At 56.0% G+C, this 15,424-nt stretch carries 16 protein-coding genes; 6 read left to right on the forward strand and 10 right to left on the reverse strand.

Features of this window, described 5'->3' with window-relative positions:
- The first annotated feature begins 85 nt into the window (after positions 1–85).
- Positions 86–1,114: a TRAP transporter substrate-binding protein gene (locus KIN_RS09030; protein ID WP_159806183.1), complete on the forward strand. Its 1,029-nt coding sequence runs from the start codon at positions 86–88 to the stop codon at positions 1,112–1,114.
- Here KIN_RS09030 and rsmD read toward each other — a convergent pair.
- Together rsmD and KIN_RS09040 are read right to left on the reverse strand one after the other, a co-directional pair.
- On the reverse strand, positions 1,111–1,674 hold the full coding sequence (rsmD, locus tag KIN_RS09035; protein ID WP_159806185.1) for a 16S rRNA (guanine(966)-N(2))-methyltransferase RsmD: 564 nt from the start codon (positions 1,672–1,674) through the stop codon (positions 1,111–1,113). The genes KIN_RS09030 and rsmD overlap by 4 nt on opposite strands.
- Positions 1,671–2,879, reverse strand: a complete 1,209-nt coding sequence (locus KIN_RS09040) for an NAD(P)/FAD-dependent oxidoreductase (protein WP_159806187.1) — start codon at positions 2,877–2,879, stop codon at positions 1,671–1,673. The genes rsmD and KIN_RS09040 overlap by 4 nt, the downstream gene beginning before the upstream one ends.
- Positions 2,880–2,964: 85 nt before the next feature.
- On the opposite strand from KIN_RS09040, the gene KIN_RS09045 reads away from it, so the two are divergent.
- Entirely contained in the window at positions 2,965–3,453 is a 489-nt protein-coding gene (locus tag KIN_RS09045) for a peroxiredoxin (protein ID WP_159806189.1), read from the forward strand.
- A 40-nt stretch (positions 3,454–3,493) separates the two neighbouring features.
- Here KIN_RS09045 and KIN_RS09050 read toward each other — a convergent pair whose 3' ends face one another.
- The 6 genes from KIN_RS09050 to KIN_RS09075 form a co-directional block, all read right to left on the reverse strand.
- Positions 3,494–3,787: a 4a-hydroxytetrahydrobiopterin dehydratase gene (locus KIN_RS09050; RefSeq protein ID WP_159806191.1), complete on the reverse strand. Its 294-nt coding sequence runs from the start codon at positions 3,785–3,787 to the stop codon at positions 3,494–3,496.
- Positions 3,771–4,964 (reverse strand): GNAT family N-acetyltransferase, encoded by a 1,194-nt coding sequence (locus KIN_RS09055; RefSeq protein WP_159806193.1) that lies wholly within the window; start codon positions 4,962–4,964, stop codon positions 3,771–3,773. Before KIN_RS09055 ends, KIN_RS09050 begins: the two co-directional genes overlap by 17 nt.
- A gap of 48 nt (positions 4,965–5,012) precedes the next feature.
- Positions 5,013–5,765, reverse strand: coding sequence for a glycerophosphodiester phosphodiesterase family protein (locus KIN_RS09060; RefSeq protein WP_159806195.1), 753 nt, complete (start codon positions 5,763–5,765; stop codon positions 5,013–5,015).
- Complete coding sequence (locus KIN_RS09065; protein ID WP_159806197.1) at positions 5,762–6,229, reverse strand: RidA family protein; 468 nt, start codon at positions 6,227–6,229, stop codon at positions 5,762–5,764. Before KIN_RS09065 ends, KIN_RS09060 begins: the two co-directional genes overlap by 4 nt.
- A gap of 83 nt (positions 6,230–6,312) precedes the next feature.
- The gene (locus KIN_RS09070; RefSeq protein WP_159806199.1) at positions 6,313–7,626 is read right to left on the reverse strand and encodes an HlyD family type I secretion periplasmic adaptor subunit; all 1,314 of its coding nucleotides are present in this window, start codon (positions 7,624–7,626) and stop codon (positions 6,313–6,315) included.
- Complete coding sequence (locus KIN_RS09075; RefSeq protein ID WP_159806201.1) at positions 7,623–9,359, reverse strand: type I secretion system permease/ATPase; 1,737 nt, start codon at positions 9,357–9,359, stop codon at positions 7,623–7,625. Before KIN_RS09075 ends, KIN_RS09070 begins: the two co-directional genes overlap by 4 nt.
- 174 nt (positions 9,360–9,533) lie before the next feature.
- Between KIN_RS09075 and KIN_RS09080 the strand changes: the two genes are divergently transcribed.
- Both KIN_RS09080 and KIN_RS09085 read left to right on the forward strand, forming a co-directional pair.
- Complete coding sequence (locus KIN_RS09080) at positions 9,534–10,283, forward strand: MlaA family lipoprotein (RefSeq protein WP_159806203.1); 750 nt, start codon at positions 9,534–9,536, stop codon at positions 10,281–10,283.
- Positions 10,270–10,878 (forward strand): MlaC/ttg2D family ABC transporter substrate-binding protein, encoded by a 609-nt coding sequence (locus KIN_RS09085; RefSeq protein WP_306439002.1) that lies wholly within the window; start codon positions 10,270–10,272, stop codon positions 10,876–10,878. The genes KIN_RS09080 and KIN_RS09085 overlap by 14 nt, the downstream gene beginning before the upstream one ends.
- 2 nt (positions 10,879–10,880) lie before the next feature.
- On the opposite strand, the gene KIN_RS09090 is transcribed toward KIN_RS09085, so the two are convergent.
- Positions 10,881–13,058, reverse strand: coding sequence for a transglycosylase domain-containing protein (locus KIN_RS09090; protein ID WP_159806207.1), 2,178 nt, complete (start codon positions 13,056–13,058; stop codon positions 10,881–10,883).
- Between the two features lie 256 nt (positions 13,059–13,314).
- Here KIN_RS09090 and KIN_RS09095 point away from each other — a divergent pair, with 256 nt between their 5' ends.
- A complete protein-coding gene (locus KIN_RS09095) occupies positions 13,315–13,653 on the forward strand; it encodes a P-II family nitrogen regulator (RefSeq protein ID WP_159806209.1) in 339 nt (112 codons plus the stop codon).
- A 27-nt stretch (positions 13,654–13,680) separates the two neighbouring features.
- A complete protein-coding gene (gene amtB, locus KIN_RS09100) occupies positions 13,681–15,027 on the forward strand; it encodes an ammonium transporter AmtB (RefSeq protein WP_159806211.1) in 1,347 nt (448 codons plus the stop codon).
- A gap of 76 nt (positions 15,028–15,103) precedes the next feature.
- Here the strand turns inward: amtB and trxA are convergent, their stop codons facing one another.
- Positions 15,104–15,424: a thioredoxin gene (gene trxA, locus KIN_RS09105; protein ID WP_159806212.1), complete on the reverse strand. Its 321-nt coding sequence runs from the start codon at positions 15,422–15,424 to the stop codon at positions 15,104–15,106.

Raw genomic sequence — 15,424 nt, forward strand, 5'->3', positions numbered from 1 at the left:
TTGATGAAGTTTTTGAGAATGACTTGCAACTGGGTCAGGAATGCTTACATAGATTTCATCCCATACTTGGCAAAGGAGGTCTGTGATGACCTTTCTGAAAACTCTTTCGATCGCCGCTTTGACAACCGCTCTCGCGGCTCCTTCCATCGCGCAAGAGGTGACATTGCGCTTCCAGCATTTCGTTTCGCCGAAATCTGCCAACCCGACCTATTTTATGCAGCCTTGGGCCGACAAGATCGAGAAGGATTCAGGGGGTCGGATCAAGGTTGAGTTGTATCCTTTCATGCAGCTGGGCGGTAAGGCACCTAGCCAATATGACCTCATTCGGGATGGTGCGGTGGACGGCGGTTGGGTCATTCCCGGCTACCAGCCCGGCCGCTTCCCGGAAGCCGAAGCGATGGAGTTGCCTTTCATGGTGACGAAATCCGGGGAAGAGGCGAGCGTTGCGGCGTGGAAATTCACCCAGAAATATCTGCAGGATGATTTCTCTGACGTGCACCTGATTGCAGCACATATGCATGGTCCGGGTCTTGTCCACAAAAAGGGTGATCCGATCGAGAAGGTCGAGGACTTCAAAGGTCTCAAGCTGAGAGGTCCATCACGACCCGCAACCCTGCTGCTGAAAGAGATGGGTGCTATTTCTGTCGGTATGCCGGTGCCCGCGTTTCCAGAAGCCTTATCAAAAGGGGTGGTCGATGGTGGTGTGATCACATGGGAGATGTCGCCATCCCTCAAACTCGATGAACTGACAGACAGTCACACGGACGTCGCAGGCGAGAAGTCTCTCTATAACCTCTATTTCATCTGGGCGATGAATAAGGAAAGCTATGCCAAACTTCCCGACGATTTAAAGGCAGTAATTGACGCCAATTCGGGGGAGATGGCCTCAGCCTGGGCCGGGCGTGCCCATGATCAGGGTGATGTGACAGGCAAGGCTGCCATGGAAGACGCGGGCAACACCATTGCACAAATATCAGTCGAGGAAACCGCGCGCATTCAAGCGTTGGGCGAGAAAGTGACAGAGGATTGGATTACCGAGATGACCAAACGTGGACTTGATGCCCGGGCATTGGTCGAAGACGCGAGGCGGTTTGTGGCTGAAGGCAAAAGCTAGGCCAGCCCGCGCCGCATTATGGAAATATGCGTGTCGCCGTAGCGCCGATTATCTTCACGAGTGTAACCCTCAGGTGCGTCCTGAGGGCTTTTTTCTTCCCAGACGACAAGTGCGTTTGCATCGATCCATCCCATTTCCGCAGCCTTCGCAAGCGCCGGCTTGCCGAGATTTTGCCCATAGGGTGGATCGAGAAAAATCAGATCGCAGGGTGCTGACGCCTGTGGCAACCGACGCGCGTCCGAGGTCAGGACTCTTGCGTCAGCCTCGACATCCAGAAGACGAATGTTTTCCCGCAGAAGGGCAAGCGCTTTTCGACCGCTGTCCACGAAAGTTACGTGATCCGCGCCTCGAGACAGCGCCTCCAGCCCAAGGGCACCGGTTCCCGCAAAGAGATCCAAGACCCGCGCGTGCTCTAGGGTTCCGGCAAACTTGCCGCCACCGAGGACGTTGAACAGGCTTTCCCTGACCCGGTCTGCGGTCGGACGAAGATGCGCTGCGGCATCGCCTTTCCCAACCGCGGCCAAGGCGCGTCCGCGAAACCGACCCGCGACTATTCTCATGCAGCGAGAAGCGCTTTCAGATCCGTGTCCGCATCCGCGATCATATCCATTGATGGATGTTTGTTGGCCTCAATCAGCCGCTTGCCGATCATATAGGCCCGCGGATCGTTCATAGCGTCCACAGCCAGCAGCGTTTCATCCTTATAATACCAATGAGACCGGCCGCTGTCCGCTTCGCCGCGAACAGCGACATGAGTGTATCCAGTGTTAAGACCGGCAATCTGGAGTTTGACGTCGTACTGATCGGACCAGAACCACGGACTGGGGTGGTATTCCTTTTGGGCACCCATCATGTTTTCTGCAACGCATTCGGCTTGATCGATGGCGTTCTGGACGCTCTCGAGTCTGATCCGCTCGCCCTGAAAAGGGAAAGACGCGCAATCACCCGCGGCCCAGATGCTGTCATCAGAGGTCTGCCCGTAGATGTCCGTTCTCACACCGTTCTCGACGCGAAGACCTGAACGTTCCGCAATCGCGCATCGTGGTATCACGCCGATGCCGGTGATCGCTATGTCAGCTTCGATTGTACTTCCATCTGACAGCAGCGCGCCCTCGACTTGCGTCTCGCCCACAAGATGTTTCAGCGAAACGCCTTCCCTGATCGTGACCCCGTGGTTTTGATGCAGCGTCCGGAAATAATCGGATGTTTCGGGACAGGCGACGCGCTCCAGTATTCGATCAGTCATTTCTACAACCGTCACATTCAGTCCGAGCTGTGCGGCAACGGCTGCGGCTTCCAGCCCGATATACCCGCCACCGATAATCGCAAGGTTCTTGGCCTTCGCAAACGGCTCTCGCATCGCATCTACGTCTTCCAGCGTGCGGATGACATGCACATTACTTAAACCTCCACCGCATGCATCGGGCAGCGCACGCGCGACGAGGCCGCTGGTGATCGCCAACTTGTCATAGGGGATCTCCTCATCGCCGACCTGCGCCACTTTTCGTTCGGTGTCGATCAGATCCACAGGTGCGCCCAGCTTCAACGTGATGTTCTTCTCTGCATAAAGGGCCTCAGGTCTCAGAAACAGGCGGTCCTTTGACATCTCCCCCAACAGGTATTTCTTCGAAAGCGGGGGACGCTGGTAGGGCGGGACAGGCTCTGCCCCGATAAGCGTGATGTCCCCGTCATAGCCGAGATTGCGAAGTTTGAAGACAAGTGAAGATCCGGCCTGCCCCGCACCTACGACGACAACATGAGGCATATGCTTTCCTTCTCTCGGTTCTGGCCACCCAACCGCGCCAGCCTATATGAAGCAGACGTTAGAACTCAAACAGGGAAAGTGAAATATGACAATTTCCGTAGGGGACCAACTGCCGGACGCCAAACTCGTCAGACTTGGCGATGCCGGACCAGAGCAGGTGGATATCGCAGAACTTACCGAAGCTCGAAAAGTCATCATTTTCGCGGTCCCGGGGGCCTACACCCCGACTTGCCATTCGGCGCATGTGCCAAGCTTCATTCGCACCAAAGATCAGTTCGAGGAAAAGGGCGTGGAAGAAATAATCTGTGTCTCTGTCAACGACCCGTTCGTTATGAACGCCTGGGGTGAAGCGACAGGGGCATCTGGTGCGGGTATCACAATGCTAGGAGATCCAGAGAGCACGTTCACCAAGGCCGTCGGCATGGATTTCGATGCCCCGCCTGCCGGGTTGCTGGCGCGATCCAAAAGGTATGCGATGCTGGTTGAAGACGGCAAGGTGACAAAGCTGAACCTCGAAGAGTCGCCGGGTCAGTGCGATGTATCAGCTGGCGAGACGTTGCTGGAAGCGTTGTAATCGGCAGCCTGCGTCACCTGACCCAAACTGGCGCTCGCTTCTAGGCGAGTTCGTCAAACTTCTTGGCAAGCTCCAGATCCAGCTCTGACAACCCATCTACGTCGTGGGTTGTCAGCGTAACATCGACCGTTTTGTAAACGTTTGACCATTCCGGATGGTGGTTCATCTTTTCGGCGTGGATTGCAGCACGGGTCATGAACCCGAAAGCGTCAACAAAATTCTTGAAGCTGAAAGATTTTGAGACCGCATCACGGTCCGCGTCATGCGTCCATCCGCTGGCTTTCAATTTAGTCAGACCCTCATCCCGGTCGTGCCCGTCAAGTTTCGTCGCCATCATCCTCATCCTTTACTGATTTGAAAGGTCCGTACTCGGTCAGAACCTCGATTTCTTCGTCCACCGCATCGCGCTCTGCGATCAGAAACTTCTCGATTGCGTCACGAAACCCTTCATCTGCCACCCAGTGTAACGAATGCGTCACCTTTGGCAGGTATCCCCTGGCCAATTTGTGGCTGCCCTGCGCCCCGGCTTCTACGCGGGTCAGCCCTTGGGCAATCGCATAATCAATCGCTTGATAGTAACACAGTTCGAAATGCAGACAGGGGTGATGTTCCGAACATCCCCAATAGCGCCCGTAGAGCGTATCCGCACCGATGAAGTTCATCGCACCCGCGACACAACGCCCGTCCCGGACGGCCAGGCTGAGCAAAATGTCATCTCGAAGCGTCTCCTGCGCCTCATCGAAGAACTTTCGTGTCAGATAGGGCATGCCCCATTTTCGCGCGCCGGTGTCTTGGTAGAAAACCCAGAAGGCGTCCCAGTGCTCCGGAAGGATATTATCGCCTGTCACTGCAATGATATCCCCACCGAACTTCTGAGCCTGCTTGCGTTCTTTCCGGATGTTTTTGCGTTTGCGCGCCGAAAGTGACGCCAGAAAGGCATCAAAATTGACGTAGTTCTGGTTTGTCCAATGAAACTGCTGGCTGGTTCTACGAAGCAGCCCCATCTGCTGGCCGGCTGCGGCTTCGTCTTCAGTGCAAAATGTGATGTGCAGGGAGGACAGCTGATTATTGGCGGCCAATTGTACGGCCCCTTGGACCAGTGCGGCGCGGCCCGTATCCGTCCAATCCGGATGGGTTAGGAACCGGCGTCCTGTCGCAGGCGTAAAGGGCACCGCAACCTGCAGCTTGGGGTAGTATCGACCACCGGCGTTCTCATAGGCATGCGCCCAGTTGTGATCGAAAACATACTCCCCTTGGCTATGATTTTTCGCATAGAGGGGGGCAACCGCGATGATCTTTCCTTCCGCACGTGCTGTCAGATATTGGGGCTGCCAACCAGACCCGGCGCCGACAGACCCGGAGCGTTCGAGCGCGCTTAGAAATCGGTAAGTCGTGAATGGATCAACGGGCCGCCCCGCTGGGCCTACTTCACAGGCACACGCATCCCACTCCTCGGGCGCGATGTCCGCAAGGGTCGGCAAAACGGTGATTTCGACTTGCGTTTCGGTCATTGGGGGACGGTTCCTTCCCCGGTCGACATGGGGTCATGCTGCACCCGGTCAACCCGGAAGGTAGCCTTCAAACGTAATATTGTCGGCGATCTTCAGAGCTTCTCGCGCGACAGCCTCGGATCGTACGGTCCAGCACAAAACCGATGCGCCCGTTTGTTTGATCTCTGCAACGCGGGGCGCATTCAGATCTGTGACATCATGGGAAATAAACTGTGCCTTCACCCGATCAAAATCAGGGATTTTCCTCAAGATAGCGCATGTGTTTTGCGACAGCGGCCAGTCGGCGGGGTTGAAGTCAGATGTCACGATACCCCGCGGGATATCCGGAAGAAGCGCCGCGAGGCGCGAGACCGAATGTGGGTTGAACGACATTACCGCGACATCACCATGATAGGCCTGAACTGCGGTTGCGACCGAGTGCTCTAGCGGCCCCAGATCGTTGCCCATCGCGCCGTCCTGATCCTTCAATTCGATGATGACTGGGACCCGGCCTTCAATTTCTGATAAGATCTCCGGCAAAGTATTGATCGTATCTGAACTATTTTTGAGTGTAATTTCTTTCAGGTTTGCGGCCTTATGTTGTCTCACAGGTCCGTTGTGATTTGTGAGGCGTCGCAGGTCGTAGTCGTGAAAGACCATGGCGTCGCCATCGTGCGACAGTTGCACATCCAGTTCGATAGGGTAGCCCGCATCGATGGCCTCTCGAAACGCACCTAGCGAGTTTTCTACTATACCGCGGCTGGAATTGTGCAGCCCGCGATGTGCAATCGGGCGGGTCAGAAACGCGTTTGGCAGACTCACGTTTTAATCTGAAAGATGCCTTCGATTTCAACGGCAACACCCAGCGGTAAAGCGGCCGCACTGACGGCAGATCGTGCGTGACGTCCGGCATCACCCAGCGCTTCGACAAGAAAATCAGATGCGCCGTTGATCACCTGAGGTTGATTTGTGAAGTCAAGGGTGGAGTTTACGAACCCGGTCAATTTGACTACCCGCTGAAGTCTGTTGAGGTCGCCGCCACATGCAGATTTCACCTGAGCCAGCAGGCTGATGGCACAGGTCTTGGCCGCCGCTGCGGCCTCTGCGACCTCCATATCTTTTCCAAGTTTGCCTACGATCAGACCGTTTTCGTTCTGGGAAATCTGGCCTGACACATAGAGAGTGTCGCCAATTTGAACGCTGGGTACATAATTCGCGGCAGGCGCGGGGGCATTGGGCAGGGTTATACCCAGTTCATTTAGACGTGCTTCGTAATCGGTGGACATAGCCGCGGCTCCTGTGCTTTCACGTTTGAACGCAGGCTATGGGTCGCCTTGTGCTGGTGCAACCAACAAGCCGCCGCCAGCGCTCAGCTTTCTCGGAACGCGCGATTGAAATAGTCGGTCAACGGCTTGACGAGGTAGGCGATGGGCGACCGTTCGCCTGTCTGGATGAAACCCTCGACCGGCATTCCTGGAACGAGGTCGACATCGCCCAATCGTGCGCGCTCACCATCGTTCAACTCCATTTCGATCCGGTAGAAGCTGCGGCCCGTCGCTTCATCCTTGAAAGCATCGCCCGAGATACTGCCTACTTTACCGAACACCTCCGGTGTTGTCCGCGCATCGAAGGTCGAAAAGCGCAATGTCACATCTTGGCCGGTGAAAACCTCGTCGATGTTTATGGGATCGATTTCGCCCGTGATCAGCAGGGGACGATCCTGCGGAACAAGATACATAAGCGGATCTGCCGGACGGATAACGGAGCGTTCAGCAAAAACTTCCAAGCCAAAGACCAGCCCTGAAACCGGGGCGGTGATGGTCAAACGCGCAAGGCGTTCCTGAAGATCCAATCGGTTTTCGCGCAGCTCAAATTCCCGGTATTGCAGATCGCGAAGTTGGGAGATTGCATCCTCCTTTCGCTGTGTGTTTAGGCGCAAAATTTCGAGGTCAATCTCGGTGATCCGTGTTTCGCTTTCCGCAGCAGATGCCGTCAGCTCTCCGACAGTGCCGCGCAGACGCGCGTCTTCCCGTCTTAGGCCCAAGACCCGACCAGCTTGTGCAAGGCCCTTGTCCAGCAACTCTTGTTGCGCCGACAGCTCTTCTTCAAGAAGTTCCAACTGAAGTTGAAGCGCTTCTTGCTGGGACTTGATCCCTTCAACCTGATTTCCGATCTGCGCTTTCTGTTTTTCGAGCTGTTCGACGGCTTGCTGCGCGGAATAAATGCGCGTCTCAAACAGACGCTGTTGGCCGTCGATGAGCTCCTGAAGCTGTGGCCGATCCTGAGACGCTTGCAAAAGCAAGCGATCAAAGGTGATCTCCGTCAGATCATCCCGCTCCGCCCGTAGTCGTCCGGCACGGGCGATCAACTCGAACAGCTGGCCTTCCACAATCAGAAGCTCGGAGCGCAGACGGGATGCATCGAGCTTGATCAACACATCTCCTTTGGAGACCTGATCACCTTCACCGACATGTATGGCAGCAACCACACCGCCATCTGGGTGCTGAATAACTTGTCTGTTCTGATCGACCTCAATACGTCCGGTCGCAATAATGGCGCCCGCAATGTTCGCCATGACACCCCATGTCCCAAATCCCCCGACAAGGATGAAAAGCGCGAGGAAGCCGATGATGGATGGCTTCGTAGCAGACCATTTCTGCGGCTGTTTCTGGGGCTGGCTCATGTCACGCCCCCCGGTCCGGTTGTTTTGGTGATGTTTGCATGGTTTTGAACCGTCCCCCGCAGAACTTCATCGCGCGGGCCGAAGGCGCGGCGCATACCTTGATCGAGTACCATAAGAAGTTCGCATTCCTGAATGGCGGACGGCCTATGAGCCATAATTATAACGGACCTGCCATCTGCCTTCATTTCGCGAATGGATTTGTTCAAAGCGTTGGACCCGTCGTTGTCGAGCGCGGCATTTGGTTCATCGAGAACCAGTATAACCGGATTCCCGTAGAGTGCGCGGGCGAGGCCTATTCTTTGGAGCTCACCGCCTGACAACCGTCCGCGGGCAGCGGTCACTGGCGTGTCATAGCCTTGTGGTTGTTTGAGGATCAGATCATGGGCCGCTGCTTTTTGGGCTGCAGCAACGATCTTTGCCGGATCTGCTTGTGGATCGAGTCGGGCGATGTTTTCCCCGATTGTGCCATCGAATAGAGTGACTTTTTGCGGCAGATACCCGATGTGACTGCCTAGGACATCGGCATCGTATTGATCCAGCGCCGCGCCACCCAATCGGATTTTACCTCCTGCCGCGGGCCACACGCCGGTCAGGGCTTTGGCCAACGTAGATTTACCAGCACCAGACGGGCCGATCACGCCCATTGCTTGCCCCGGCGGCAGATCAAACGAGATCATGCGCAGTGTGGCCTGTTTTTCACCCGGTGGGATGATGGTCAGCTGCTCTGCGGACAGACGCGCCTCTGGTCTGGGCAACGGAGTCCGGCGCGGCATTTCTGAGACTTCGCTGAGCAGGCTCACAAGGCTTTGCCATCCGGTTGCCGCCCGTTGAACCAAGGCCCACTGGCCGATGGACTGCTCGATTGGCGCCAATGCGCGTCCAAGCAGAATCGACCCGGCAATCATTGCGCCCGCGGTCATTTCGTTTTGCAAAACGAGGTATGCCCCGAGTCCAAGCATTGCCGATTGTAAGAATAGACGAAGTGTCTTGGTTGTCGCCGTCACCGTACCAGCACGGTCGCTTTTGATCAGGTTGCCTTCGAGCGCGGTTGCACGGACTTTCTGCCAGCGATCAAAACTAGCTTCTCGCATGCCGAGTCCCTGCACGATCTCGGTCTCTTCCATAATCTCATCGCTGAGACGGTTTGCCTGCATTGTGCCAATATTGGCTTCCAACTGCGGTTGTCTGGTCATTCGTTGGTTGAGAAGGGCCAGCACAATCAAAATTCCACCACCGCCTAGCGCCAAATAGCCAAGCCAAGGGTGAAAGATAAAAATCGCGGCGAGAAAAAACGGGGTCCACGGCAAATCGAAAATTGCCAGAAGTACCGGTGACGAAAGCAAAAGCTGGACCGACTCCAGATCACGCAGGCCTGACTTTGTGTCCGACTGATCTGGTGCAAGGTTGGCCTTTCGCAGCATTGCGGAAAAGACGCGACGATCCAATCGGTCCTGAAATCTGGCACCGGCGCGGGCGAGGACACGACCCCGCGCGTAATCCAGAAAACCCATCATCGCGTAAAGAAAAACCACAAGCGCGGACAGGGCGATCAACGTTTCTTCAGAGCGGCTGCCTAGGACGCGGTCGTAGACCTGCAGCATGTAAAGCGGGCCTGTCAGCATCAAAAGGTTAACAAAAATGCTGAAGATAAAGGCGCTGCTGAACAGATGCCTGCTCTCGCTGCGCGCTTCCGCGAGCTCTGATCGACCTTTCTGGAGTGGGTCTTTTCTCATCGCGCTGCGCCGTCCTTTGAAGATTTGCGGAGCACATTAGGCCGTATCTTGCTATTTCCACGCATATTTCAAAACTTTTTGGTTCGTTGGCTTGACGCACTGGAGGTTTCGCACATCCTCCCTTAATGCAAAGTGTCTAGTGGTTGTAAAATACATAAAAGTCGAGTCACGCACATGTGGAAGACCTTACACTATCAACGCGCCCTAATTTCTGCCGGGCTGCTTATCCTTGTGAGCGCGTGTTCGCCAGCGCCAATCGAAACGGCAGTGAACGATCCCCAAGAGGCGAAAAATCGCGGGACGCATCAGTTCAATCGTGACCTCGACAGCTTGGTTGTCCGTCCGACAGCAACGGCTTACGGAACGATCGTGCCCGGACCTGTTCGGACAGGGGTCAGCAACTTCGCGTCGAACCTGAACCTGCCCGGAATGGTGTTGAACGACCTCCTGCAGTTGCGGATCGAAGATGCCGGGGCAAACACGTTCCGCTTCCTACTGAATTCTACTTTTGGCATCGCGGGTATTCTTGATATCGCAACAGATGCCGGCCTTGAGGAACGTAGTACGGATTTCGGCGAGACCCTTCATGTATGGGGTGTCGAAGAGGGTGTTTACGCTGAATTGCCAATTGTTGGCCCAAGTACGGAACGCCACGCTTTTGGCCGCGTTGTGGACACCATTTTGAATCCACTGAACTTTGTCATCGAAAATCCAGAGCGTTCCGCCGTAGCCGCCACAGGCATCGCCGCACGATTTGGTGATCGCTACCGGTTCTCGGATTTCATAGATTCGGTGCTATATGAGAGTGAAGACAGTTATGCTCAGGCCCGCCTGCTGTATCTGCAAAATCGCCGCGCCCAACTGAGGGGCGGTGCGGATGCTGAGTATTTCGACCCTTACGAGGAGCTATATGGTGAAGAATAACGTTTTTACCCGTCGCACATTCATCGCAGGCGCTGCCGCGCTTTTGGCGACGTTCAATACGCGTGCAGCTAGCGCGTTGACCGGATCCGAGGCGGAATCATTGGTGGTACAAGCCGTCAACGACATCAACCGCATCATCGCATCCGGTAAGTCTGAGAATGCGATGCTTCGTGATTTTGAGCGCGTCTTTGCAAGCTACGCTGACGTGCCTACCGTTGCGCTCAGCGCGCTTGGCCCAGCAGGTCGATCAGCGTCCAACGGTGAAAAACGGGCCTATATCGGCGCGTTTCAGGACTATTTCACGCGAAAGTATGGCCGTCGTTTCCGGGAATTCGTGGGCGGAGAGATCACCGTGAACGGATCGCGGAAAACCAAGAGCTTTTACGAAGTGAACTCGATTGCAAGATTGCGCGGATCGTCGCCATTCCGCGTTGTTTGGCTTGTGTCTGATCGCAGCGGTAAACCGCAGATCTTCAACATTATTATCGAAGGTGTGAACACCCTGACGTCTGAGCGGGTCGAGATCGGCGCGATGCTAGATCGACGCGGGGGCGACATCGGCCGTCTGACGGCCGACCTCAAGAACGCCGGCTGATTTCAGCGGCCGAGCAATCGGCCAAGCACATCGAGAATAATCTCTTCTGCGGTCGACCCTCTGTCAGAACGGGGTCGGCCGTTTCCATTTTGGGAGCGGGGACGCCCGACCTGCTCTGGGATCGGTGGTGAAACCTGTGGTGGACGGGCGGGACGGATCATCGGGAGCGGACCAGCCGGAATGCCTTCAGTGACGCGAACCATGGTTTCCTTGAAAATCTCTGTTGGCAGGCCACCGCCTGTGACGCCCGTCAGTGGGGTGTTGTCGTCGTACCCCATCCAGACGCCCACGACATAGTTCGATGTGAAACCGATGAACCATGCATCGCGTGCAGCCTGTGTTGTTCCGGTCTTTCCGGCGACCTCGCGTCCGGCGATCTGCGCCCGCGCGCCAGTGCCTGAATTTACCACCCGGCTCATCATATAGATCAACTGTTCGGCGGCCTGAGGTGTTATCACCCGGTCGCCATAACCGCCGTTCTGGCCCATAAGCGGGCTGTTATCGCCCTTGAGACTGATCTCGGTTAGTCCGTACGGCGTTACGGCCCGGCCGCCGTTGAGGATACCTGCGTAGGCACCTGTCATCTCAAGAAGCGTGCTTTCGGACGCGCCGAGGGCAAGGGCCGGACCATCGGCGAGCGCGTTGTCGATCCCGAACTCTTCTGCCACCCGGCGTACGTTGTCGCGCCCCACCTCTTCCGAGACCTTCACGGCGACAGTATTGACCGATTTCGCCAGTGCGGATGTCAGTGTAAGTGGTCCCTCATAGGTCCGCGAATAATTCTTCGGGCACCATTCTCCGGAGCCCGGTACATTCAGACAGACCGGCGCGTCCTCGACCACAGAGTCGTACTGAAAGCCAAAATCCATCGCGGCGGCATAGACAAACGGTTTGAAGGCGGAGCCTGTCTGGCGCTTGGCTTCTGTTGCCCGATTGAAAGCGCCCGTCACCTTTGCCTTGCGGCCACCAACCATGCCTCGCACGGCGCCGTCGGGCGACATAACGACAATCGCGGCTTGCGCCAAAGAGCCTTCGCGAACCTTATTTTCAAAAACATAGTCCAGCGCATCTTCGGTCGCTTTCTGAATGCGGTTGTCGAATGTCGTCCGGATTACGACATCCTCCGTCGTATCGCGGGCCAAGAATGAAGGTGTGGTGTCCATGACCCAATCAACGAAATACCCGCCCGCCTGATCCTGCGCAACTTGGGACAGGCCAGCCGGTGCCGCCAATGCGGCAGCTTCTTCAGTTGGCGTAATATAGCCCTGCTCCCGCATCAGTTTGAGCACGGTCGCCGCCCGGTCGCGAGACCGCTGGAGGTTGTTGGTCGGCGCGTAGCTGGACGGCGCCTTTAGAAGACCAGCCAGCATCGCAGCCTCCGGAATGCTGACCTTCGCCGCCGGTTTGCCGAAATAGCGTTGGCTTGCAGCCTCAAAACCGCGAGCGCCTGCACCCAGATACGCCCGGTTTAGATACACCGTGAGGATCTCGTCCTTGGTGTAGCGGATTTCCATCGCGAGCGCGTAGATCGCTTCCTTCAGCTTCCGGGGGATGGTTCCACGACGGCAATCCGCCTCATATTCCGTTTCGGACTTCCATCTTTCCGGATCAAACTCGACACCAAGGCATAGAAGCTTCGCGGTTTGCTGAGTGATCGTCGACCCGCCATTGCCCGAAAGTGGCCCCCGGCCTTCCCTCAGGTTGATGCGAACGGCGCTGGCGACGCCGCGCGGGGATACACCGAGATGCCAGTAGAAGCGCTTGTCTTCGGTCGCAACGACGGAGTTTTTAAGCGCAGTGGCCACTGCGTTGGCGGAAATGGGCCCTCCAAACTGATCACCGCGCCATGCAAAGACCAAGCCATCCTGATCCAGAAATGTGACCGAGCCGCGCGTTCTGCCGTCAATGAGTTCTTCCACGGGGGGGATCTGCGTGGCCGTGTATGCAACAGCGGCGCCTACGATCAATGCGGCAACCGCCGTGATGCGCCAGAGAAAGCCGAATGCCAATCGCGCAAGGAAGGTGAATGGGAAAAGCAATGTCCCGATGAGACCACGCTTCTTTTTTGTCACGCGCGCCTTTCGCTTTGGCGCACGCTTCTTAGCGGCGGGTTTCGCGACCGTTCGCGAGTACCTTTTGTCCGCCACCAAGGGCGATTTTTTCTTGCCGGATTTGGTCATGCGCCTGCGCTCGAATGTTCTTGTTTTTCTTTCCTCATCTATAGGCGTTTCTGACGCGGATGTAGAGCAAATCTACAAAAAGAAGCGTTCATGAAATGCTTATAAATTAATCTAAGTCTAAAATTTAGGCGTTTTTTGCATCAAATGCGCTCTGCTGCTCTTCCTGTGACGGCTTCCAATATTGCTGCCGCCTGCCAAAAGGGCAGTTTTCCTCCACGACGCGCCCGACCGACGGGCCAAGCGGAAGGGGAACAGTGTGAAACTGATAATTGCAGCGATTAAACCGTTCAAACTTGAGGAGGTGCGCGAGGCACTGACCTCAATCGGTGTGCGCGGAATGATGGTGACCGAAATAAAGGGGTTCGGATCACAGTCCGGCCATACGGAAATCTATCGCGGCGCCGAATATGCGGTGAATTTTGTGCCGAAGGTGAAGCTTGAGATCGCGGTTAGCGCGTCCATGGCAGACCAGGTCGTCGAAACCATCGCAAGCACTGCAAAGACCGACAAGATCGGTGACGGCAAGATCTTCGTGCTCGATCTCAGCCAAGCTGTGCGCGTGCGGACCGGCGAAACAAATGAAGAAGCTCTCTGAGCGCAAACTTTCCAGGGGAACACACTTATGAAACTGCAACACCTGATACCTGCGGCGGTTGCTGCGCTGGCGCTGCCGGGGATTGCGATCGCGCAAGACGCTGTGCCGGGCACTGACGCTTCGTCGGATTCCATCTTTATCTTCAACTCGCTGTTGTTTCTGATCGGCGGCTTCCTTGTGTTTTGGATGGCTGCAGGCTTTGCAATGCTTGAAGCTGGACTGGTACGGTCCAAGAACGTCACAACCCAGCTGACGAAGAACATCGCGCTCTTCTCACTGGCGGCGATCATGTACTGGCTGATCGGGTACAACGTGATGTACCCGCTTGGCAGCTGGTCCATTGGAACGGATGAAACCGGCGGCTACCTTGGCGCATTCGGTGTTGCCATCCTTGAGGCAGTCGGTGTCACGCGCGACGGCGCTGATGACTATGGTTACGCATCCACAGGCTCGGACTTCTTTTTCCAATTAATGTTCTGTGCAACAACAGCGTCGATCGTCTCGGGCACGCTGGCTGAGCGGATCAAGCTATGGCCATTTCTGATCTTCACGATTGTGCTGACCGGACTGATCTATCCGATCCAGGCGTCCTGGAAATGGGGCGGCGGTTTCCTTGATACGCAATGGGGCTTCCTCGATTTTGCTGGCTCCACTGTTGTGCACTCTGTCGGCGGTTGGGCCGCGCTCGCGGGCGCACTGATCCTTGGACCACGCCTTGGCAAGTACAAAGACGGTCGGGTGAACCCAATGCCCGGCTCTAATCTGGCACTCGCGACCCTCGGCACGTTTATCCTGTGGCTCGGCTGGTTCGGCTTCAATGGCGGCTCGCAGCTTGCGATGGGCACGGTGGGTGATGTCTCTGACGTCTCACGCATCTTTGCCAACACCAACATGGCTGCGGCTGCTGGGGCTGTGACAGCCTTGATCCTGACACAGCTGGTCTATGGCAAGGTTGATCTGACGATGGTCCTGAACGGTGCGCTGGCCGGTCTTGTGTCGATCACCGCTGAACCGCTGACCCCAAGCCTGTTCATGGCGCTGGTCATCGGTGGCGCTGGTGGTGCAATCGTTGTCTTCACCGTCCCAATGCTGGACCGCATGAAGATCGATGATGTTGTTGGTGCGATCCCGGTTCACCTGATTGCAGGTATCTGGGGAACGATGGCGGTTCTGCTGACCAATAGCGATGCGACATTCATGGGTCAGTTGATGCCGATCATCATCATAGGCGTGTTCGTTTTCGTCGTCTCTTCAGTGGTCTGGTTCATTTTGAAAGCGACAGTTGGTATCCGAGTATCTGAAGAGGCCGAGGTCAATGGACTTGATGTCTCAGAACTTGGAATGGAGGCTTACCCGGAGTTCTCCAAGGGGTAGCTAGTTCTAACGTAACAAGAGAAAGCCCGGATCACAGGATCCGGGCTTTTTTCATTCCGACAAAATGTGAGGGGGTTTAGACGGTCTCGTCAATCCAGCTTTGAAGAGCTGCTTTCGGCGCTGCGCCCACTTTGTTCGACACCACTTCGCCGTCTTTGAACATGAACAGTGCCGGAATACCGCGCACGCCCATCTGAGCGGGTGAGTTTGGATTTTCATCCACGTTCACCTTCACGATCTTCACCTTGCCTTCGTATTCAGCGGAAAGCTCTTCAAGGGCCGGGCCGATCTGCTTGCAGGGTCCGCACCATTCGGCCCAGAAGTCCACGATCACGGGCACATCGGCTTTGCGCACCTCGGCATCAAAGGTATCGTCTGTTACTGCAACGGTTGCCAT

Origin of the sequence: Litoreibacter roseus (genome assembly GCF_009811795.1) — a bacterium.
Taxonomy (GTDB): Bacteria; Pseudomonadota; Alphaproteobacteria; order Rhodobacterales; family Rhodobacteraceae; genus Litoreibacter; species Litoreibacter roseus.